The sequence below is a fragment of the Pelagibacterium sediminicola genome (genome assembly GCF_003390885.1).
Classification (GTDB): domain Bacteria; phylum Pseudomonadota; class Alphaproteobacteria; order Rhizobiales; family Devosiaceae; genus Pelagibacterium; species Pelagibacterium sediminicola.
Map to the genome: position 1 here is coordinate 289,858 of NZ_QMEL01000002.1, position 21,404 is coordinate 311,261.

Genomic DNA, 21,404 nt, shown 5'->3' on the forward strand with positions numbered 1-21,404 from the left:
ACAATGTTTCCCACCAGAGTTGATGAATCCGTAGCCTTCGTACCGGTCACCTTCGCGGTTCTCGCGGTCTCCGACACGAGAACGCTCGAAACCGATACGTCCGGCGCCCTGCTTGCCGAACTGATCGAGGCGTCCGGTCACCGGTGCATGGAGCGCGCCATTGCGACGGACGATGGCAAGGCCATTGCCGCCCAGGTCCAGAAATGGATCGAAGAGCCGACTATCGATGTGGTGCTGACCACCGGGGGGACCGGGTTTTCGGGGCGCGACGTGACCCCCGATGTCATAGAGCCAATGTTCGACAAGCGGATGGACGGGTTCTCGGTGCTGTTCCATCTGTATTCGGCCCAGACGATCGGCACCTCCTCGCTGCAATCGCGTGCCACCGCCGGGCTCGTCGGCTCCACCTTCGTCTTCTGCCTGCCGGGCTCGAAAGGCGCGTGCCGGGACGCATGGGAAGGCATCTTGAAGCACCAGTTCGACAGCCGCCACATGCCCTGCAATTTCATCGAGATCATGCCACGGCTCACTGAGCGGTAGGGTAACGCTCTCTCCGACGATTCCCCCCACCCGCCGTTCGCTTCTCCGGTGAAAGCCGGAGTCCACGCCACAACCGCCAGCGTATGCGGCAGTATGGGTCCCGGCTTTCGCCGGGACAGCGATTGGAGAAGGGCCAGGTAAACCTCACCAATGTTCTTGTTATGTTCTAATTCTTTCGCTATCGTTAAAGGAACGGAGAAGGCGCGATTCGCCTTTTTCATATGACGCGGAAGAATGGAGCCGGACGATGGCGCAGATCGGTGCAAGGGGTGACTCGCTGGACGCGCGCAGGCGGCTGTTCGGCACGCGCGATGTCGATCTCCTGAGCCGTCCGGTCATCGACACGGACCGGCTGCGCGGGCGCGGGGCGAAATCCAACGAAAGCGGGCGGTTCGAGGCGCACCGGCGCGAGATGTTCGCCGACGGCTGGGAGCCCGAGCCCGAGGAAACCTTCGAGACGCGCGAGCATATCGAGCGCGCCAGATCCATCATCACGCGCAATGTGTCGCCCGACATCGGGTTCGACCGCTCGATCAACCCCTATCGCGGGTGCGAGCACGGATGCTCCTACTGCTATGCGCGGCCCAGCCACGCCTATCTCGGCCATTCGGCGGGGGTGGATTTCGAGCGCGATATCTATGTCAAGGTCAATGCCGCCGAACTCTTGCGCGCCGAGCTTGCCAATCCGCGCTACAGGCCAAAGCCTATCGCCATCGGCACCAATACCGACCCCTACCAGCCCGTGGAGCGCAAGCACCGGCTGATGCGCTCGATCCTCAAGGTACTGCTCGAAACGAAACATCCCGTGACCATCGTCACCAAATCGGCGCTGATCGTGCGCGATCTCGACATCCTCACCAAACTCGCCAGACACGATCTGGTCGCGGTCGGCATGTCGGTGACTTCGATGGACCACAAGCTCTCGCGCTTCATGGAGCCGCGCGCCTCGACACCGTCGCGGCGGCTCGAAGCCCTCAAGCTTCTCTCCGAAGCGGGTATCCCGACGCGTATCATGGCCGCACCGATGATCCCGGCGGTCAACGACCACGAACTGGAACGCATTCTCGACGCCGGCAAGGCGCAAGGGGCGGACGCGGCTTCGATAATCCTTTTGCGCCTGCCGGGCGAGGTGCGCGACATTTTCCGCGAGTGGCTTTTGAAGACCTACCCCGACAAGGTCCGGCACGTGATGAACCTCGTGCGCGACACGCGCGGGGGAAGGGATAACGATCCGCGCTTCGGCTCGCGTTTCAAGGGCGAGGGCCCCTACGCGCTCCTGATGCAGCAGCGGTTCGAGAAGGCCATTATCCGGCTTGGTCTAGAAAAGGGCGGGCCGGCATTGCGCACCGATCTCTTCACCCACGCGAAAAAGGACGAGCCGCAGCTTAGTCTTTTCTAGTCTGCATTTGGCCCGATGATCGAGGCAGCGCACTGGATTGCCGGGAATAAATCCCGGAATGACGATGGTGTTTTGTTCTGTATTCTCCTCACCTCCGATGTCACCCCGGGATTTATTCCCGGGGTCCAGAGCGTGACACCGCGGTCGCAGCAGCTTCCGGTTCGGAGCGGAGTCGGGCATTGTCCCGGCATGGCCAGAACCGATTCGCCCGATCAGCCGGATCTTTTCCACGAACACGCCGCGCAGGCCGATGGCGCGCGCCTTGTCGCGGGCGTCGATGAGGCCGGGCGCGGCCCCCTCGCCGGGCCGGTGGTCGCCGCGGCGGTCATCCTGGACCCAGACAATATCCCCTCCGGGCTCAACGATTCCAAAAAGCTCACCGAAGCGCGGCGCGAGGCGTTGTTCGAGACGATCATGAGCACCGCGCTGGTGGGGTTTTGCGCCGCCCCGGTTGAGGTGATCGACAGGCTCAATATCCTGGGCGCCACGATGTGGGCGATGTGCGGGGCGCTCGATGCGCTGCCCGTCCGGCCCGACCTCGCGCTGATCGACGGCAACCGCGTTCCTCCCGGCCTTTCCTGCCCCGGCCAGCATGTGATCGGGGGCGATGGCCGGAGCGTATCAATCGCGGCGGCCTCGATCGTTGCCAAGGTGGTGCGCGACCGCATGTGCAGGGTAATGGATTGCCACCATCCCCATTACCGCTTCGCCCAGCACAAGGGATACGGCACCGCGCTCCATCTCGAGGCGCTGGCCGCGCTCGGGCCCTCCGAGTTGCACCGGATGAGTTTTGCCCCGGTCATGGCGGCCCTCTCCAAGTAAGCACCCGTTAACCCTAACCCTTAGGCGGCGTTTAACCCTAACGCGGTACAAAGACCGGGTTAGTATTGCGTTAGGGTTATCAAGATGTTGCGTACCGGCTCCGCCGCGCGTCAGCGCGGCCCGGAGGCTCAGGCGAGCCACCTTCCCCTCGACACCATTCTCATTGGCGACTGCATCGCGCAGATGGACGCGCTGCCCGAAGCTTCGGTCGATCTCATCTTTGCCGACCCGCCCTATAACCTCCAGCTCGAAGAGGGGCTCACCCGCCCCGACCAGTCGAAGGTCGATGCCGTCGATGACGATTGGGACAAGTTCGAGAGCTTTGCCCATTACGACGCATTCACCCGCGACTGGCTGCGCGCCGCTCGCCGCGTATTGAAGCCAGACGGGGCGATCTGGGTGATCGGGTCTTATCACAACATCTTCCGCGTCGGCACGGCGCTCCAGGATCTGGGCTACTGGATGCTCAACGACGTGATCTGGCGCAAGTCCAACCCCATGCCCAATTTCCGGGGCACCCGGTTCACCAATGCCCACGAGACGCTGATCTGGGCCTCGCGCAGTCGCAAGAGCCGCCCTACCTTCAACTATGAAGCCCTCAAGCTCGCCAATGACGACGTGCAGATGCGGTCCGATTGGCTGTTCCCGATCTGCACCGGGGGCGAGCGCCTGCGCGACGCCAATGACGACAAGGTCCACCCCACGCAAAAGCCCGAAGCGCTGCTCCATCGCGTGCTGATGGCGACGACGCAACCGGGCGATGTCGTGCTCGACCCGTTCTTTGGCACAGGCACGACGGGCGCCGTGGCGCGCAAGCTGGGGCGCCATTTCATCGGCATCGAACGCGAAAACACCTATATAAACGCAGCTTTGAAACGCATTGCGGCCATCAAACCGTACGATTCCGCAGCTATCGAAACCACCACACCCAAACGCAGCGCCCCGCGCATTCCGTTCGGCTCGCTGATCGAGCAGGGGCTGATTGCACCGGGCACGCAACTATTCGACGACCGTAAGCGTTATTGCGCTACGGTTCGTGCCGACGGATCGCTGGTCAGCGACGGCAAGAGTGGGTCCATCCACCGCGTCGGCGCTCTGGTGCAGGGATTTGAAGCCTGCAACGGCTGGACGTTCTGGCACTTTGAAGACAAGGGGAAACTTTTCCCCATCGACGATATGCGCGGCAGGATACGCGCAAGGCTCGAAAAGATTTCTGCCTGATCCCGACCTCCAATCAGTCAGGCATTCTGGCCCCCGAACCTGGTTCGGGGGTCCTTTTTTGGATGATGGCCGCCGCTCAGGAATCTGCAACTTGCTCATGTGTCACCCCGGGATTTATTCCCAGGGTCCAGTGCGGTTCTGCCGGGGGCACAGGAGTATTTGGAACCATCGCTGTGGATTCAGGCAATAAATGCCGGAATGACACTGCTGTGTGTGACGGTCATACAGGGATAACCACCAGTCTAATTCTCCACCCCCGCCACCCTCAGCACCTTGCGGAAAACACTCGGCAATGCCTCATTGTCGAGAGCATCAATATCGGCCCACCAGCCCTCGTCCAGCGGAAGATCGCCACTGACGCTCCACACCTCCGCGACCAGATGAAAATGCGTGAAGGTATGCTCAACCGTTCCGGCCCGCCTCCATCCGGCGTCGAAGGGAAACACAGGCTCGGTCGTCCCTGACGTCCACTCGCTCCCCGGCACCTCGGTCATCTTCGCCAGCAGGCCCTTGGGCCCACGCTGGCGGAGAAAGACCTTGCCCGCGTGAACGATGACGAACGCATGGCCGTATCGCGTGGGGCGCACCGGCTTTTGCGGCGGCACGGGAAAGGCGAGCGGGTTGCCCGATGCCGCCCCCGCGCAGTCTGGTTCGAGCGGGCAGATGAGGCAGTTGGCGCGACGCGGGGCGCAGACGGTTGCGCCCAGATCCATCATGGCTTGCGCGAAATCTCCCGCCCGTACGGGCACCGCGTGCTGCACCGTTGCCCGCACCAGCGGCTTTTCCTCACGCACCGGGCGCGGCAGGGCGAGGTATCGCGCCACCACGCGGTCCACGTTTCCATCGACCACCGCGACCCGCTCGTCGTGGCAAATCGCGGCGATTGCCGCGCTGGTATAATCGCCGATGCCGGGAAGATCGCGCAGGGCCGCCGCGCTCGTGGGGAATTTTCCGCCATGCCGTTCCACGACCGCCCGCGCGCAGGCGTGCAGGTTCCGGGCCCGCGCGTAGTAGCCCAGCCCCGCCCATTGGACGAGCACGTCATCGAGCGGGGCCGCCGCAAGCGCTTCAACGTTTGGCCAGAGGCGCGTGAAGGCGGCAAAATATTTCCCCACCGCCGCGATGGTCGTTTGCTGGAGCATGATTTCGCTCAGCCAGACGTGATAGGGGTCGGGCCTTGCCCCCCGCGCCCTGTCGCTCGGCGAAACGCGCCATGGCAGCACGCGCGCGTGCCGGTCGTACCATGCAAGAACGGCGGCGGCGTCGATGGGGCGGGGAGAATGTTGCGCAGAAGCGTCGTGGGCCATAATGGTTGTGGAGAGAACCTTATCCGCGAGCGGCACGCAAGCATGGCCAAGAAATCTCCACCACCCAAACGGGCCAACCGCGCCGTTCATCTGGGCGATATGCTGGGCAACACGCTCGACACCGCGCTGAGGCGGCGGGGGTTTGCCAGCCGCGACCTGATCGCCAACTGGAAATCGATCGCGCCCACCCCTTATGACGCGATCGCGGCCCCCGACAAGCTGGTCTGGCCGCGCCGCGACCGGCCCGACCCGGAAGGGGCGGTGCTTTATCTTCGGTGCCGCGAGGGCCATGCGCTGGCGCTTTCACACGAAGCCCCCGCGATTACCGCCGCCATCAACCGCTATTTCGGCTACCTCCTGATCTCCGGCGTCAGGCTCTCGCCCACCCCCTATACCGAGCCGCAAAAGGCGACGGACAAGCCCACCGCCGAGCTTCCCGCCGAAAAGGCCGCCCATTTGACCGAGGCGGTTTCGGTGATAGAGGACGAAGGCCTGCGCGCCGCGCTCGAAAAGCTGGGACGCGAAGTCATGGGCAAGAGCAAAAGGTAAGCAGTCCTCACCTTGAGTTGATTGTCCTGCCCACTTGCGGCCTTTGTCTCCATGTGTAGTGTGCGCCGCAATTATCTTTCGATCGGGAGTTGATCCATTGCTCAATCGCAGAAACCTGCTCGCCATGGGCTCCGGCCTCGGCATTGCCACGCTACTTTACGGGTGCAGCGACAGTTCCAACGCCCCGGACGAAGCGACCGCGCAAACCGCCGACGCACCGGATGGCGAGGTTACGCTTTATGACGGCTCCCCTATCGAGCCGATCGACAGCCAGCCGATCAACAACCCCGACGGGATCGCCGACCGCCCGCTGGGCGGGGTCGATGCCGATGTCACCCTCATCGAATATGTCTCGCCCACCTGCCCCCATTGCGCCAATTTCCACGTCACCGTCTATCCGCGCGTCAAGCAGACCTATATCGATACCGGCCGCATCCGGTTCATCGCACGCGCTTTCCGGCGCAACGTGCTCGATCTTGCCATCTTCATGGTGGCCGAGGCTTCGGGCAACGCCTATCACGATGTGCTGGCGGCCTATATGTCCACGCAGAACCAGTGGGCCACCGCCGAAAATCCGCGCCAGGCGATCTTCCAGATCGCCCAGCAGTTCGGCTTTACACAGGAAAGGTTCGAGGAAGTCTTGACCGACGAGGCAATGTTCGCTGCACTGGAATCCATGCGCGAACAGGCCCTCGACCAGTTCGGCCTCACGGGTACGCCAACCTTCTATGTCAACGGTCAACGGCTTGAAACGGGTGCGACTTACGAAAGCCTTTCCGAGGCTATCGACGCACAGTTGTAAGATCAGTCTGGCTGTCGCTGTCACCGCCCCCCCTCACCCCCAACCCCTCTCCCACGAGGGGAGAGGGGGGCTCGCAAGCCGAAACATCCACGGATACCCTTCTCCCCTCGTGGGAGAAGGTGGCCCGGCGAAGCCGGGTCGGATGAGGGGGTTGCGGAGACGGCCAGTTTCGCCTGAGCCGAAATGTTTCCCCCGAGACGCCCGATGAAATTCTCGCGCCTCAAGCTCACCGGCTTCAAATCCTTCACCGATCCGGTCGAACTGGTGTTCGAGCCGGGGCTGACCGGCGTTGTGGGCCCGAACGGGTGCGGGAAGTCCAATCTGGTGGAAGCGCTGCGCTGGGTGATGGGCGAAAGCTCGTACAAGGCCATGCGGGCCTCGGGCATGGACGATGTGATCTTTTCCGGTTCGAGCAACCGGCCCGCCCGCAATTCGGCGGAAGTCGTCGTCACCCTCGATAACACCGACCGCACCGCCCCCGCCCAGTTCAACACCGTCGATACGCTCGAAATCTCGCGCCGCATCGAGCGCGAGCAGGGCTCGGTCTATCGCGTCAACGGACGGGACGTGCGAGCGCGCGACGTGCAGTTGCTATTCGCCGATGCCTCGACCGGCGCGCACTCCCCGGCCCTCGTGCGGCAGGGCCAGATCGGGGAACTGATCGCCGCCAAGCCCACCCAGCGCCGTGCCCTTCTGGAAGAAGCGGCGGGGATTTCGGGGCTGCATTCGCGCCGGCACGAGGCCGAATTGCGGCTTAAGGGGGCCGAACAGAACCTCGAACGCGTGGACGACATCATCGCCCAGGTCGAGGTGCAGCTTGAAACCCTCAAGCGCCAGGCGCGGCAGGCAACGCGCTACCGCTCGCTTTCGGGCGACATCCGCCGGGCCGAAGCGACCCTCTATCACATCCGTTGGGTCAAGGCCCGGTTCGCCGAAAAGGAGACCGAGGCCGAGCAGGGGCGCCTCATCACCCAGTTGGCCGAGGCGACCCATCTCGATCTTGCCGCCCAGAAAACGACGCAAGCCGCCGATGCCGCCCTGCAGCCCCTGCGCGACGCCGATGCGGCGGCGGGCGCCGTGCTCCAGCGCCTCACCATCCTGCGCGGGCAGATCGAGGACGAATGGCGGCAGGCCAATGCGCGCCGCGCCGATCTCGAGGACCGCATCAGGCAGATCGAAACCGACAGCACGCGCGAGGCGGCGCTGATCGAGGAGAGCCGGACGATCATCGAGGGGCTCGTCGCAGAGCAAAAGGAACTCGAAAGCGCCGCCGAAACAGATCGTCAGGCAAGCGAAGTGGCCCGCAACGAGGCCGAGACGGCGCGCGCCGCGCTGGCCGAAGCCGAGACGGTTGCCCGCGCCGCCGCCGATTCCGTGGCCGAAATCCGGGCGCGCCGTACCCAGGCACAGCGCGCCGCCGAAGACGCCGCGCAGCGTCTTGCCCGGCTCGAAACCCAGATGGCCGATATCGTGCGCGACGCCGAGGCGGTGACCCGGAGCCTTGCGGCGGACCAGACCGTTGCCGAGCGGCGCACGGCGCTCGAATCCGCACAAGGGGCGGCAGCCCATGCAGAAGCCGAGACCGAACGCGCGGAACTGACGGCACGCGAAGCCCAATCGGCGCTCGATGCCGCCCAGCCCGCGCTCACCGAGCTTGAAGGCAGGCTCAATCGGCTCGAAAGCGAAGCTGAGACGCTGGCCCGGGTGCTCAATGTCGATGGCGGCGCGCTCTGGCCATCCATCGTCGATGCCCTCAAGGTCGCGCCGGGCTATGAAACCGCGCTGGGCGCGGCACTGGGCGATGATCTGGAAGCCTCTTCGGACAACGCCGCGCCGCTCTTCTGGTCCCCCGCCGGCGACGGCGCGAACGATGCGCCGCTCCCCGATGGGGTGTTACCGCTGTCGCAATTTGTGTCCGGGGCGACGCTGTTAAAGCGCAGGCTCGACCAGATCGGGCTGGTCGATGGCGATGCGGGCGCTATGCTGATGGGTCAACTCAAACCGGGCCAGCGGCTGGTGAGCAAGAATGGCGGGCTCTGGCGCTGGGACGGGTTCGTTGCCAAGGCCGACGCGCCGACACCCGCCGCGCAACGGCTCGCGCAACGCAACCGGCTGGCCGAACTCGATGCCGAGATTTCCGGTTTGCGCAAGGAGCGCGAGACGGCGCAGGGCGCGCTCGAAGCGCTCAAGGGCCTGCTCGATGCGGCACGGCAGACCGAGATCGGCCGGCGCGCCGAATGGCGCGAGGCCCAGCGCGCCATCGCAGCGGCCCAGGCCGGGCTCGATGCGGCGCAAAAGAACCTTGCTGATCTCGTCGCCCGCGAGGCGGCGCTCGAAGAATCGCGCCTGCGGCTCGATGAAACCATTGCCGAGGCGCGCAGCCAAAAGGACGCCGCCGACCGGACGCTGGCCGACGCCGGGGACGAGGGCGATGCGGTGCGCGAGGCCGAGACGCGTCAGCGCGCGCTCAGCGGATTGCGCGAAGCCGCCGAGCAGGCCCGCGTGCGGCTCGCCGGGTTCGATAGCGCCGCCCAGATGCGCCAGGGCCGGCTGGGCCGGATCGCCTCCGAGCTTGGAAGCTGGGAGCGCCGCCGCTCCGCCGCCCAGAGCCAGATCGAAACGCTCAAGACCCGCCGCGCCGAGATCGGCACGCAGCTTGAAGCACTCAACGCCACGCCCGATGCCTTCGACAAGCGCCGCGACGATCTCGACGAGCAGATTGCCGACGCCGAAGCCGACCGCAAGCGCGCATCGGACAGGCTGGCCGAGGCCCAGACCGGCTACCGCGAGGCAGAACGTGCCGCCCGGCTGACCGCCGAGGCGCTGGCCGGCACGCGGGCCGAGATCGCGCGCGTCGAGGAACGGCTCAAGGGCAATATCGTCCAGCGCCAGCAGATCGAGCGCCAGATCGGGGAAACCCTCAACATTCCCGCAAGCCGCACCGCGGAAGCGGCGGGCATCAAGCCCGAGGACGCGCTGCCCGAGGAGAGCGCCATCGAGGGGCGCGTCGATCGTCTCAAGGCCGAGCGTGGGCGGCTGGGCGGGGTGAACCTCATGGCCGAGGAAGAGGCGCGCGAGGTTCAGGACAAGCTTGACAAGATGATCGCCGACCGCGAGGACCTGATCGCGGCCATCGCCAAGCTGCGAACCGGCATTGCGAGCCTCAATCGCGAGGGCCGTGCGCGGCTCACCGAGGCCTTCGAGAAGGTCAACGCCCATTTCCGCGACCTGTTCACGACCCTGTTCGGGGGCGGCACGGCCGAACTTACCTTCGTCGAGAGCGACGATCCGCTCGAAGCCGGGCTCGAAATCATCGCAAGGCCCCCCGGCAAGAAGCCCCAGACCATGACGCTGCTTTCGGGCGGCGAGCAGGCGCTGACGGCGATGAGCCTGATTTTCGCGGTGTTTCTCACCAACCCCGCCCCCATCTGCGTGCTCGACGAGGTGGACGCGCCGCTCGACGACGCCAATGTCGAGCGCTTCTGCAACCTGCTCGATTCCATGCGCGAGCGCACCGAGACCCGTTTCATCGTCGTCACCCACAACCCCATCACCATGAGCCGCATGGACCGTCTGTTCGGCGTCACCATGCCCGAACGCGGGGTGAGCCAGCTCGTGTCCGTCGACCTGCGCACAGCGGAAAGCTTTCTCGAAGCGAGCTGACTGCTCAAAACTCGATTGCCCGAACAAGTCGCAGGTATCGGCCAAAGCCACCAATGTCATTCCGGGACTGGTTCCCGGCAATCCAGTGCGATCCAACCCCAACCGCCATGGCAGGCCGTTTCCATCAAGACCTGAAACGATCTAGCGCCCCGATCTCACCGGTCCCGCCTGCCCGGAGAATCCCTTCCCGCCCCAGTCTCGACACATTGGGGGTGTTGACGCAATGCCGCACCCCTGTCAGGTCGATTTAACACACTGATTTTGCTCACAAAAACACCATACATCGCGCCTTGACTTCAAAAGGAGCCGCAACTATGGTGCGCGCGACTTTCAAGGCACCCTTTGCCGGGTGTTCCGCGGGGGATCAGGGCAAGGTTTTCATGGCCAAATCCAGAGACAACCCCGAAGGACACGAGCCTTCCCCCTCACGGTCCTCGGAGACATCCGAGCTGGCCGAACGGATCAGGAAGGTTCAGGAGGCACGCGCGCTGGCTCAGGGCAGCGAGGCGGCGTCCCGGCAGGGCGACATGACGATGCTGGCGCGCGGCTTGCGCATTGCAGCGGAGTTCGTCGCGGCCATCCTTGTGGGGTCGGGTATCGGCTACCTGATCGACGAGGTTGCAGGGACGGCGCCTTGGGCATTGCTCGGAATGTTCATTCTGGGATTTGCCGCCGGAATACTGAACGTCATCCGCGTGGTGGCGGAACTCAATACCAGATCGTCGGCGTCCTCCGGGGACAAGGACGACGCGGACCAAAGGCGCGACGGGGTTTAGGCACTTGGCGAACGATCCAATTCACCAGTTTGTCATCAACGACATCTTTACCCTGGGCACCATCGGGGGCGACGGCACTGCCGGCAGCGGCACCACGATCGCGTTTACCAATTCCGCCCTGTTCATGGTGCTGACGGTGATTACGATCTCCGTTTATCTCCTGCTCTCCACCAGGGGGCGCTCGCTCATTCCCAACCGCTGGCAGCTCTCGAGCGAAATGACCTATGAATTCGTGGCCAATATGGTGCGAAGCAGCGCCGGCACCGAGGGCATGAAGTTCTTCCCCTTCGTCTTTTCGCTGTTCATGTTCATCTTCATCGGGAACATGTTCGGCATGGTCCCCTATTTCTTCACCTTCACCAGCCACATCATCGTGACCTTCGCGCTCTCGATGCTGGTGATGACGGTGGTCGTGGTCTACGGCTTTCTCAAGAACGGCCCGCGCTTTCTCAAGCTGTTCGTGCCTTCGGGGGTCCCCGGCTACATCATTCCCATCGTGACGCCGATCGAGGTCATTTCGTTCCTCTCGCGTCCGATTTCGCTCTCCGTCCGTCTTTTCGGAAACATGCTCGCCGGTCACATCACGCTCAAGGTCTTCACGGGCTTTGTGGTGTCGCTCGGCTCGCTCGGGGCCCTGGGCATCCTGGGGTCCGTGCTGCCGCTCTTCATGGGCGTGGCGATTACTGCCCTCGAATTCATGGTGTCCACGGTTCAGGCTTACGTCTTTGCCGTTCTGACCGCCATGTACCTCAACGATGCGATCCATCCGTCGCATTGATCGCTGACGACAATCCAATTTTCAGGCTTTGAAAGGATCATAAAATGGAAGCTGAAGCCGCAAAGTACATCGGCGCTGGTATTGCCTGTTTCGGTATGGCCGGTGCAGCTATCGGCGTGAGCAACATCTTCGGAAACTTCCTCTCGGGTGCCCTGCGCAATCCGTCTGCCGCTCCCTCGCAGACCGGCAACCTGATTTTCGGCTTCGCCGTGACCGAAGCCCTGGGCATCTTCTCGTTCCTGGTTGCTCTTCTGCTCCTGTTCGCGGTCTGAGGACCGGCGTTCGCGCTTTTACGATTTCCCGGTAGCCGGGCCTTTGGCCTTGCTGCCGGCTCTGCATGAACTGCCGTGCGGCGGTTCACTCAATTGATACCGGCGAGTGACGGATATGGCACGCATTACAATTGCGCAGGCAGGCGATACGGAAACGGTCGTTGTGACGCCCGAGTTTGACTCTGTCGGCGGCGACCATACCTTGTCCGAGGGCGCTCTGCTCGAAAGCACCGAGGCAAGCGTCGATGAGCACCACACCGAGGTGTTCCCTCCCTTCGATTCCACGACGTTCGCTTCCCAGATCCTGTGGCTGGCGATCAGCTTCGCGGCACTTTATTTCATCATGAGCCGGCTGGCGCTGCCCCGCATCGGGTCCGTGCTTGAGGAGCGGCGCGACCGGATCGAGGGTGATCTGGTCGAGGCCGACCGGCTGCGCAAGAAGACCGACGACGCCATCGCCTCCTATGAAACCGCGCTCGCCGAAGCCCGGTCCAGGGCGCATGTGATCGCCGAGCAGGCCCGTGCCGAGAGCAAGGCGCGGATCGATACCGAGCGCCAGCGCATCGAGGACGATCTCTCCAAAAAGGTCGCCGAGGCGGAAGGCCGCATCGCTGGGACCAAGCAAAAGGCGCTCGATCACGTGGGCGAAATCGCTTCGGAAACCGCGCAGGCGGTGGTCGGGCAACTGCTCGGCAAGGTGTCGATCGCCGACGCCCGCAAGGCGGTTGCAACGGTCGGCAAGGAGTAAACGGATATGGAACTCGATGCCACGTTCTGGGCCTTTGTCGCCCTCCTGATCTTTTTTGCGATTGTCATCGCGCTCAAGGTGCCCGGCATGGTCGCCAAGGCGATGGACGCACGGATCGCAAAGATTGCCGACGAGCTTGCCGAAGCCCGCAAGCTGCGCGAAGACGCGCAGGCCCTGCTCGATGAGTACGAGGCCAGGCGCAAGGCCGCCGAGGGCGAAGCAGAGGCAATCGTAGCCGCCGCCCACGAAGAAGCCGAACGCCTGACGGCGGAAGCCAAGGCCTCGCTCGAGGAGATGGTCGCCCGCCGCACCAGAGCCGTCGAGGACAAGATTGCACAGGCCGAAGCCCAGGCGCTGACCGAGGTCCGGGCCCGCTCAACCGACGTCGCCGTCGAGGCCGCCCGTCTCCTGTTGGCCGAAAAGGTCCAGGAAGATGGCGGTACGCTGGTCGATGAATCGATCAAGGACATCGCCGCACGTCTCAATTAGATCGGACCACGGCTGAGTTTCCAACAGGCCCCGCGGGGCCTGTTTTCGTATCGAACCCAAGGAGAAAGATCGTGACCGTCACCCGCTACCAGCCCGGCCCGCGCATGAGCCAGGCCGTCAGGCACGGCAACACCCTTTATCTGGCCGGACAGGTCGCCGCCGACGAATTCGCGACCATCGAGGTCCAGACCCAGCAGGTGCTGGACAAGATCGACGCCCTTCTCGCCGCTGCGGGCACCGACAAGAGCAAGGCACTCTCGGTGCAGGTGCTGCTTGGCAATATCACAGACTTTGCGGCGATGAACTCGGTCTACGATCAGTGGATCGATAAATCCAATCCCCCCGCCCGCGCCGCCTTCGAGGCCAGACTGGCCTCGCCCAATTTGCGTGTCGAGATCATCGTCGTGGCAGCGGTGGAGTAGAGCAACTCCTTATTTGCGGAACCACCGTCTTTACCTGTTCGCTTCCCCGGCGAAAGCCGGGGACCATACTTCGCGATTTGCGGTTACTGAAATTGGAGCATGGGTCCCCGCTTTCGCCGGGACAGCAACCAGAGCGTTTCCAGAATAAGTGGGCGCCACTTATTCGGTTCGGCAACGCGATAAATCAAAGACCTGGAGCACCTGCTTTGATTCCATCAAAACTGGTGCTCCAAGAAAACAGCCGTTTCCATCAAAATCTTAAACGCCCTAAACCCAGTCCACCCAGCGCCCGTGATAATCGGCGAGCCCGGCGGTTTCGATCTTGCCGCCCGGCCAGACGGTTTGCTTGAGGACGGCGCCGGCGGGGTGATCTTCGGCTTCCATATACATCCAGATCAGCGGCGTCTCTTCGGTCGCCGCCGCCCCAGCCACTTCAAAGGCCGCCATGATGCGGTCCTTGGTGTCTTCCGAGAGATACTGCCAGACGATGGTGTGGAAAAACACGCGGACGACACCCTCGGTGGGCGATTCGGCCAGTCTGGCCTCGACCCAATCCGCGGCGTCGGCCCGGTCGACCACATATGGCATGGAGGCGGCTGCCATCAGGGCGGCGGAGATGCGCTCGATGCGTTCGCGCTGGTCCGGCCAGATATAGGCGAGCAAGCGCTCGATGCTCTGGGGTTCATGCGGATCGAGGGGGTTGCGGTCGCAACCCGCGCGCGAAACCACCTCGAGTTCCGCCTCGAGCGGGGGCAGCGGACCGCGCCACTGGCTCTCGATCTCGACCAGCGCGTCCGATTTCCCCCATTCCCGGTCCTCGCCCAGACGATAGCGATAATTATCGAAGGCGAGATTGAGCCCGGCGCTGGCGCCGATCTCGTAAAGGGCGAGCGGCATCTTCCAGCGCTGGGCAAATTTCAGCGTCATCCCCAGCAGCGCCGAGGAACGGGAGACCTCGTTGGTCTGGGGCGGGCTGTCGAGAAAATCGTGCAGTGCGTCGTCGTGGCGGTCGATAGCGGTCTTCACCGCCTCCCACAGCACGTCGGGCCGCGTTTCGAGCGGGGGATAGAGCGCAGCAAGGTCGCGCGCCTTGCCCGAACGGGCCAGCCAGTGCAGCGCGCCGCAGGCGCGCAGTGCCAGCGCGTCGGCGCGGGCCGAATCGGGCCAGCCGATAATCCGCGCGCCGAACCGCGAAGACTCATCGAGATTGCTGAGCAGCAGCTCGCACAAATTGGCGGTGAATGGCGAGCCCAGTGTGCGGCAGGCGGCGGCCTGGAACACGAAGGTATCGGCCACATGCGGGGTCATGTGCGTCATTGGGTGCCCTCCGACTTTTTACGTCGGGAGTTTAGGGCCTTTGTCGACAGGATCAATGGGGAATTGATCCTGTCGACAAACTCTTATTCCGCCGCCTCGCGCGAGGCTTCGGGCCGAACCCATTTCAGCCGGGGCTGGCGGGCGGCACGGGTTTCATCGAGCCGGGCCAGCGGCGCACGGCGCGGGGCCGAGGTGAACCGCCCCGCATTGCCCGCCCTTGCGTCCTCCGCCAGTTCCCGCATCGTTGCGATGAATGCATCGAGCGTCTGGAGCGACTCGCTTTCGGTGGGCTCGATCAGCATGGCCCCTTGCACCACCAGCGGGAAATACATGGTCATGGGGTGGAAACCCTCATCGATCATCGCCTTGGCGAAATCGAGGGTGGTGACCCCTGTCCCCTTGAGGAACGCATCGTCGAACAGCGCTTCGTGCATCACCGGCTGCCCGTTGAAGGGCGCCGAAAACAGGTCTTCGAGCCGCGCCTTGATATAATTGGCGTTGAGCACCGCGTCGCGCGCTGCCTGTGCCAGCCCGTCCTTGCCGTGGCTGAGCATATAGGTGAGCGCGCGGATATACATGCCCATCTGCCCGTGAAAGGCGGTGAGGCGGCCGAAACTGCCACCCTCGGCGTGCTCGACCAGTTCGAGATGGTCCCCACCCTTGCGCACGAACGGCACCGGCGCAAAAGGCGCGAGCGCCTGGGACAGCACCACCGGCCCCGCACCCGGCCCGCCCCCGCCATGGGGGGTGGAGAAGGTCTTGTGGAGGTTGATATGCATGGCGTCGATGCCCAGATCCCCCGGCCGCACCACGCCCATGATGGCGTTGAAGTTCGCGCCGTCGCAATAGAAATAAGCCCCGGCCTCGTGGACCGCCTCGGCGATCTCGATCACCTGGCTCTCGAACAGCCCGCAGGTATTGGGGTTGGTGAGCATGATGGCCGCCACGTCATCGCTGAGCGCGGCCCTTACCGCCTCGACATCCACCGTGCCGTGCTCATTGGCGTCGATCGATCTCACCTCGTAGCCGAGAAACGCCGCGGTCGCCGGATTGGTGCCGTGGGCGCTTTCGGGCACCAGCACAATGTTGCGGTGTGTCTGTCCGTTGGCCGCATGGGCGGCGCGGATCGCCATCATGCCGCACAGTTCCCCATGCGCGCCCGCCTTGGGCGACATGGCGACGGCCTCGGTGTTGGTCAATTCCATCAGCCAGCGGGCCAGTTCCTCGATGGCGCCCAGCGCGCCCTGTACGGTCGAGACCGGCTGGAGCGGGTGGACATCGGCAAAGCCGGGCAGCCGGGCCATTTTCTCGTTGAGGCGCGGATTGTGCTTCATCGTGCACGAGCCCAGCGGATACATCCCCGAATCAATGGAATAATTCCGGCGCGAGAGGCGCACATAGTGGCGCATGGCCTCGGGCTCGGTTAGGCCCGGCAGGTCGAGCGGGGTCTTGCGCCGCAAGCCGCCGAGCCGGTCATCGGACACCTCGACATCGGGCAGATCGACACCGGAATGGTCGCGATCGCCGATCTCGAACAACAGCGCTTCCTCGGGCAGCAGCGCCGAGCCCGATGCCGGGGAGCCGACGGCAACGGCCTGCGGGGCGGTGGGACGGCCTTGCGTGTTCATGCTCATGCCAGTTCTCCGGTTTCTTTCTGGTCGCGATCCCGAACCGGAAAACCGGTTCCCACTTTTCCTGAGATCGCTCCAAGCGCCTCGACCAACGCGGCTATGTCGGCGTCGGTGGTCAATTCGGTGGCGGCAAGAACGAGAAGGTTTTCAACTTCAGGTTTGCCCGGTTCGAGCCTCGAAACCGGCACCCCCGCAAGGATGCCCCCGGCGGCCAGTCTTTCGACCAGCGGGGCCGCGGAAACCGGAAGCCGCACAGTCATCTCGTTGAAAAATGTCTCGTTGAGCACCTCGACGCCCGGCACCGTCGCCAGCGCATCGGCAAGCGCACAGGCCCGCGCGTGGTTGAGCTTTGCGAGGCGATAAAGCCCCCGCTCGCCCAGCAAGGACATATGGATGGAAAAGGCCAGCGCGCAGAGCCCCGAATTGGTGCAGATGTTGGACGTCGCCTTCTCGCGGCGGATATGCTGCTCGCGGGTCGAGAGCGTCAGCACGAATCCGCGCCGTCCCTCAGCGTCCACCGTTTCCCCGCACAGCCGCCCCGGCATCTGGCGGATGAATTTTTCGCGGCAGGCGAGCAGCCCGACATACGGCCCCCCGAATGTCAGCGGGTTGCCGATCGACTGGCCCTCGGCCACGACGATATCCGCGCCCAGCGCGCCGGGCGCCTCGATCAGCCCCAGCGAGACGATTTCAGTCACCACCACGATCAGCAGCGCCCCCTTGGCATGCGCCGCTTCGGCGAGCTTTGAGACGTTGCGCAAATGGCCGTAAAAATCGGGGGTCTGGATGACGATGGCGGCGGTGTCGTCATCGATATGGTCGATGATGTCGCCCTGCCCCTCCGGGGAAGGCGCGAGGCATTCGAGCCCCGAGAGCCCCGAGAGATAGGTCACCACCGTGTCGCGATATTGCGGGTGCAGCCCGCCCGACAGGATCACCTTGTTTTTTTTGGTGATGCGGCGGGCCATCAGCACCGCCTCGGCGGTGGCGGTCGAGCCGTCATACATCGAGGCGTTGGCGACCTCCATGCCCAGCAGATGGGCCACCTGGGTCTGGAACTCAAAGAGCATCTGGAGCGTGCCCTGCGAGATTTCCGGCTGGTAGGGCGTATAGGCCGTCAGCCATTCGGAACGCTGGATCAGATGGTCGACGCTTGCCGGAACGTGATGGCGATAGGCCCCTGCCCCCACGAAAAACGGCCCGTCGCCCGCCGCATGGTTCTGTCTGGCGAGCGCGCGCATATGGGCTTCGACCGAGAATTCGGGCTGGTGATCGGGCAGATCCGGCGAAAACGTGTCCAGCACCGAAGCCGGTACGGCGGCGAACAATTCATCGACCGATCTTGCGCCGATCACCCCCAGCATGTGGGTGCGGTCGGCCTCGGAATGGGGGAGGTAACGCATCGAAAATCCTTTAACGCTCAGACCGCGAAATCGGTATAGGCGGCTTCGTCCATCAGGCCGTCGAGCTCGCCCGCATCGGACAGCTCGAACTTGACCAGCCAGCCGTCCCCCGCCGCATCGGCGTTGACGAGGCCCGGTTCATCGGCCAGCCGCTCGTTGACCGCGACGACCTTGCCCGAGACGGGCGCATAGATTTCCGAAGCGGCCTTGACCGATTCGACGACGGCGATCTCATCGCCCTTCTTGAACTCCGCTCCAACGGCAGGCAGTTCGACAAACACGATGTCCCCAAGCTGCTCCTGGGCGTAGTTGGAAATCCCGACCGTGCCGGTCGTGCCATCGAGGCGGACATATTCGTGATCTTGAGTGTAGCGGGTGGTCATGGTGAGGCTCCCTTTTTTAAGCTTTGCGGACGTAGCGGTGTGGAACGAAAGGTGTGGCGACGACGGCGCCGGCCACCGGCCTGCCACGCACCATGGCGGTAATCGGTGTGTCCATGGCGGCAAGATCGGCGGGCAGATAGCCCAATGCTATGGACGCCTCGACCGTGGGGGCGAAGGTGCCCGACGTGACGCGCCCGATGACGGCGCCGTTTTCATCGATCAGTTCGGCCCCTTCGCGCACCGGCTGGCGGCCCTCGAAGCGCAGGCCCACACGCCGCTCGGCCACCCCTTGCGCCAGACGGGCCATAACCGCCTCGTCGCCGATGAACCCGCCCTGGGCGCGGCGGCGCTTGCCGATGGCGAACAGCAGATTGGCGGAGACCGGATCGATGGTATCGTCCATGTCGTGCCCGTAAAGGCAAAGCCCGGCTTCGAGCCGCAGGCTGTCGCGGGCGCCGAGCCCGGCGGGTTTGACCAGCGGGTTGGCCATCAGGAGGTCGAACAGCGCGGGCGCATCCTCGTTGGCAACGGAAATCTCGAACCCGTCCTCGCCGGTATAGCCCGAGCGCGAAACGCTGGCCGGGATCGAACCGATGGTTGCGGGCAAGGTCTCCATGAACGCCAGCCGGTCGGCGACATCGGTATGGCCGCCGAGCACTTCGGCGGCGGCGGGACCTTGCAGGGCGAGGAGGGAAACATCGTCGCGCAGCGTAACGGAAACGCCCTCCGGCAGCGCTTTTTGCATGAGCGCCAGATCGTGATGCTTGCGCGCGGCGTTGACGACCATGAATATCACACCGTCCGGCGCCTCCCCGGCGGCGGGGCGGGTGACCATCAGGTCGTCCTCGATTCCCCCTTTCGCATTGAGCAGGACCGTATAGCGCATCTGGCCGGGGGCGAGGGAAGCGAGATCCCCGGGGGTGAGGGCTTCGAGCGCGGCGATGGTCGTTTCGTGGTCCGGCCCGGTCACCACCATCTGGCCCATGTGGGAAACATCGAACAGGCTCGCCGCCTGGCGGGTGTGGTTATGCTCGGCAACAATGCCGGCGTATTGCACCGGCAGCGCGTAGCCGCCGAATTCGACCATGCGCCCGCCCGCCGCGACGTGGCGGTCATAAAGCGCGGTTTTCAGGAGGTCGGCGTTGTCCTGGGCCAATATGTTCTCTCCGGCATCAAGGTTTTTGGGCAGCACCGGACAACGCTTGTCGCGTCACATCCGATGCCCCCTCTGTCCTTGACCTGAGAGATTTCCCGAAGCGCTCTGCTTTGCTTCGGCTACGCCCGTCGGTGGGAAGCAAAACCTGCTTCCGCTTTCCAGAGTTCCATAACGCCAGCGGTCCCTTGTGCCTGAGAGTTTCCGGGGCGGTTGCTCCTTCGGCGCCGCAACGCAAACGCTGCGATCTCTCCCGCTGACAGGCGCGACCATGATGGAAACGCCCGGTGGCGTCAATCGTCTTTGATTATTACCTGGTTCGGAGTACGCGGAACCATCGCTGCACCCCTCACCCCCAACCCCTCTCCCTCAAGGGGAGAGGGGGGCTCAAGAGCCGATACACCCGCAGGATTCCCCTTCTCCCCTTGCGGGAGAAGGTGGATCGGGCCAAAGGCCCGAGACGGATGAGGGGTGCAGCGATGCCTGCCATAAGGCGAAGCAGCCTACGAATCAAACCCCACCCAGATGGTGATGGTTTCCCCACCCACGTAAGGCACCGCCACATTCTCGACCGTATGGGAGAATTCGTTGGGTGTGGATGCCGAAGCGGGAACGGCGACGTCGTAGCGTTGCGAGAAGACGGCGAGCCCGTCGCGTTCGACGGCAAAGCGCAGTGGCACCGTTACCGTGCCCCCCTGCCCCTGCGGGCCGAGAATAACGCGGCCCACGGCCCCCATGCGGACGGTGATGAGACCGTTGGCGACGGTGCAGTTACGCGAGATACGGTCGATGACGCCCTGATGGCGGAGCGCCTGGGGGTCGGCGGTGCGGTTGCCGGCAAAGACGCGATAGCTGCCTGCCCCTTCGCGCACGCGGATGGGCGGGCATTCGGTGGCGATGGCAGGGATCGCGCTGCCGGCGCCCTGCGCCACCTGAGCCGGCGTTGCCGTCACACCGGCAAGCTGGGCATCCTCATTGCCCCCGAACATCGAGCCCATGGTGCAGGCTGAAATGGAAAGCGCCAATGCCGCTGCCCCGGCCAGTTTGAACACTGTGATACCCATCGCCTCTACCCCTTGCCGCTCAAAGTGTCGCCAGCGCGTCGAGTATGGCCGGAGCGCCCGAGGCTGTCACCTCCCCCGGCACATTTTCGCTGGCCAGGAATTTTACAACGCCATCCTCGATAATGAGCGCGTGGCGGCCAAAGCGGATGCCCAGCCCACCATCGGTCAGGTCGCGCTCGAGGCCCAGTTCGCGCGCGAGCGCTGCGAGCCCGTCGGCGATGAACTCGATCCTGTCGAGCGCCTGGGTCGATTCCGCCCAGGCCTTGACGACGTGGTGGTCGTTGGCGGCGGCACAGACGATCTTGTCGACGCCCGCCGCACGGAATTTTTCCGCCGCAGCCAGATAGCCGGGCAGATGGTTCTTGTGGCAGGTGGGCGTAAAGGCGCCCGGCACGGTGAACATCACGACCCGGCCCTTGCCCAAAACCTCGGCGGCGGTTGCATCGGCGATCCCGCTCGCGGTCACGTGCTTGATGGGAATCGCGGGGATCGTTTGGCCGGGTTGGATGGTCATGAACGCAAAATCCTTTGGAACGGGCCCGTCTTTCATCCGGGAAACAGCGGCAAGGCAACACCCGATTGCGGCCAGACCAAGACGGGATAGCCGCAAATCCGTCCTGCCGGTGCACTCTTAGTGCACTTGGCTGGTGCCGTCGAGTTTTACG

The 21,404-nt window shown here is 64.2% G+C and carries 21 protein-coding genes and 1 riboswitch; of the genes, 13 read left to right on the forward strand and 8 right to left on the reverse strand.

Features of this window, described 5'->3' with window-relative positions:
• Window positions 1-3: 3 nt before the first annotated feature.
• The 4 genes from moaB to DQG18_RS04645 all read left to right on the forward strand — a co-directional run bounded on the left by moaB (window position 4) and on the right by DQG18_RS04645 (window position 3,982).
• On the forward strand, window positions 4-540 hold the full coding sequence (moaB, locus tag DQG18_RS04630) for a molybdenum cofactor biosynthesis protein B (RefSeq protein ID WP_116653064.1): 537 nt from the start codon (window positions 4-6) through the stop codon (window positions 538-540).
• Window positions 541-787: 247 nt separating this feature from the next.
• Complete coding sequence (locus DQG18_RS04635) at window positions 788-1,939, forward strand: PA0069 family radical SAM protein (RefSeq protein WP_116653065.1); 1,152 nt, start codon at window positions 788-790, stop codon at window positions 1,937-1,939.
• A gap of 189 nt (window positions 1,940-2,128) precedes the next feature.
• Window positions 2,129-2,761, forward strand: coding sequence for a ribonuclease HII (locus tag DQG18_RS04640; RefSeq protein WP_116653066.1), 633 nt, complete (start codon window positions 2,129-2,131; stop codon window positions 2,759-2,761).
• Between the two features lie 84 nt (window positions 2,762-2,845).
• Window positions 2,846-3,982, forward strand: coding sequence for a site-specific DNA-methyltransferase (locus DQG18_RS04645; protein WP_116653067.1), 1,137 nt, complete (start codon window positions 2,846-2,848; stop codon window positions 3,980-3,982).
• A 242-nt stretch (window positions 3,983-4,224) separates the two neighbouring features.
• Here the strand turns inward: DQG18_RS04645 and DQG18_RS04650 are convergent, their stop codons facing one another.
• Window positions 4,225-5,289 (reverse strand): A/G-specific adenine glycosylase, encoded by a 1,065-nt coding sequence (locus DQG18_RS04650; RefSeq protein WP_116653373.1) that lies wholly within the window; start codon window positions 5,287-5,289, stop codon window positions 4,225-4,227.
• A 42-nt stretch (window positions 5,290-5,331) separates the two neighbouring features.
• Between DQG18_RS04650 and DQG18_RS04655 the strand changes: the two genes are divergently transcribed.
• The 9 genes from DQG18_RS04655 (at window position 5,332) to DQG18_RS04695 (ending at window position 13,788) form a co-directional block, all read left to right on the forward strand.
• Window positions 5,332-5,838 carry a DUF721 domain-containing protein gene (locus tag DQG18_RS04655; protein ID WP_157970001.1) on the forward strand — a complete coding sequence of 169 codons (507 nt, stop codon included), beginning with the start codon at window positions 5,332-5,334 and terminating at the stop codon, window positions 5,836-5,838.
• Between the two features lie 97 nt (window positions 5,839-5,935).
• Window positions 5,936-6,640: a DsbA family protein gene (locus DQG18_RS04660; protein WP_116653068.1), complete on the forward strand. Its 705-nt coding sequence runs from the start codon at window positions 5,936-5,938 to the stop codon at window positions 6,638-6,640.
• Window positions 6,641-6,844: 204 nt separating this feature from the next.
• Window positions 6,845-10,303, forward strand: a complete 3,459-nt coding sequence (locus DQG18_RS04665) for a chromosome segregation SMC family protein (protein ID WP_116653069.1) — start codon at window positions 6,845-6,847, stop codon at window positions 10,301-10,303.
• Window positions 10,304-10,683: 380 nt separating this feature from the next.
• Window positions 10,684-11,079 (forward strand): AtpZ/AtpI family protein, encoded by a 396-nt coding sequence (locus tag DQG18_RS04670; RefSeq protein WP_116653375.1) that lies wholly within the window; start codon window positions 10,684-10,686, stop codon window positions 11,077-11,079.
• A 4-nt stretch (window positions 11,080-11,083) separates the two neighbouring features.
• Window positions 11,084-11,857 (forward strand): F0F1 ATP synthase subunit A, encoded by a 774-nt coding sequence (locus DQG18_RS04675; RefSeq protein ID WP_116653070.1) that lies wholly within the window; start codon window positions 11,084-11,086, stop codon window positions 11,855-11,857.
• Between the two features lie 44 nt (window positions 11,858-11,901).
• On the forward strand, window positions 11,902-12,129 hold the full coding sequence (locus tag DQG18_RS04680) for a F0F1 ATP synthase subunit C (protein WP_116653071.1): 228 nt from the start codon (window positions 11,902-11,904) through the stop codon (window positions 12,127-12,129).
• 115 nt (window positions 12,130-12,244) lie between these two features.
• The gene (locus tag DQG18_RS04685; RefSeq protein ID WP_116653072.1) at window positions 12,245-12,877 is read left to right on the forward strand and encodes a F0F1 ATP synthase subunit B; all 633 of its coding nucleotides are present in this window, start codon (window positions 12,245-12,247) and stop codon (window positions 12,875-12,877) included.
• Window positions 12,878-12,883: 6 nt separating this feature from the next.
• Complete coding sequence (locus DQG18_RS04690) at window positions 12,884-13,366, forward strand: F0F1 ATP synthase subunit B family protein (RefSeq protein ID WP_116653073.1); 483 nt, start codon at window positions 12,884-12,886, stop codon at window positions 13,364-13,366.
• A gap of 104 nt (window positions 13,367-13,470) precedes the next feature.
• On the forward strand, window positions 13,471-13,788 hold the full coding sequence (locus tag DQG18_RS04695) for a RidA family protein (RefSeq protein WP_198669683.1): 318 nt from the start codon (window positions 13,471-13,473) through the stop codon (window positions 13,786-13,788).
• 267 nt (window positions 13,789-14,055) lie between these two features.
• Here the strand turns inward: DQG18_RS04695 and DQG18_RS04700 are convergent, their stop codons facing one another.
• The 7 genes from DQG18_RS04700 to DQG18_RS04730 all read right to left on the reverse strand — a co-directional run bounded on the left by DQG18_RS04700 (window position 14,056) and on the right by DQG18_RS04730 (window position 21,253).
• A complete protein-coding gene (locus DQG18_RS04700; protein WP_245958366.1) occupies window positions 14,056-15,105 on the reverse strand; it encodes a DUF2332 domain-containing protein in 1,050 nt (349 codons plus the stop codon).
• An 83-nt stretch (window positions 15,106-15,188) separates the two neighbouring features.
• Entirely contained in the window at window positions 15,189-16,739 is a 1,551-nt protein-coding gene (gcvPB, locus tag DQG18_RS04705; protein WP_116653076.1) for an aminomethyl-transferring glycine dehydrogenase subunit GcvPB, read from the reverse strand.
• A complete protein-coding gene (gene gcvPA / locus DQG18_RS04710; protein ID WP_116653077.1) occupies window positions 16,736-18,139 on the reverse strand; it encodes an aminomethyl-transferring glycine dehydrogenase subunit GcvPA in 1,404 nt (467 codons plus the stop codon). Before gcvPA ends, gcvPB begins: the two co-directional genes overlap by 4 nt.
• A gap of 17 nt (window positions 18,140-18,156) precedes the next feature.
• Window positions 18,157-18,522 (reverse strand): glycine cleavage system protein GcvH, encoded by a 366-nt coding sequence (gene gcvH / locus DQG18_RS04715; RefSeq protein WP_116653078.1) that lies wholly within the window; start codon window positions 18,520-18,522, stop codon window positions 18,157-18,159.
• A 16-nt stretch (window positions 18,523-18,538) separates the two neighbouring features.
• Entirely contained in the window at window positions 18,539-19,678 is a 1,140-nt protein-coding gene (gene gcvT / locus DQG18_RS04720; RefSeq protein ID WP_116653376.1) for a glycine cleavage system aminomethyltransferase GcvT, read from the reverse strand.
• 168 nt (window positions 19,679-19,846) lie between these two features.
• A riboswitch (glycine riboswitch) is annotated at window positions 19,847-19,941 on the reverse strand.
• A 237-nt stretch (window positions 19,942-20,178) separates the two neighbouring features.
• Complete coding sequence (locus tag DQG18_RS04725) at window positions 20,179-20,739, reverse strand: hypothetical protein (RefSeq protein WP_116653079.1); 561 nt, start codon at window positions 20,737-20,739, stop codon at window positions 20,179-20,181.
• Window positions 20,740-20,758: 19 nt separating this feature from the next.
• Window positions 20,759-21,253: a peroxiredoxin gene (locus DQG18_RS04730; RefSeq protein WP_157970002.1), complete on the reverse strand. Its 495-nt coding sequence runs from the start codon at window positions 21,251-21,253 to the stop codon at window positions 20,759-20,761.
• Window positions 21,254-21,404: the final 151 nt, after the last annotated feature.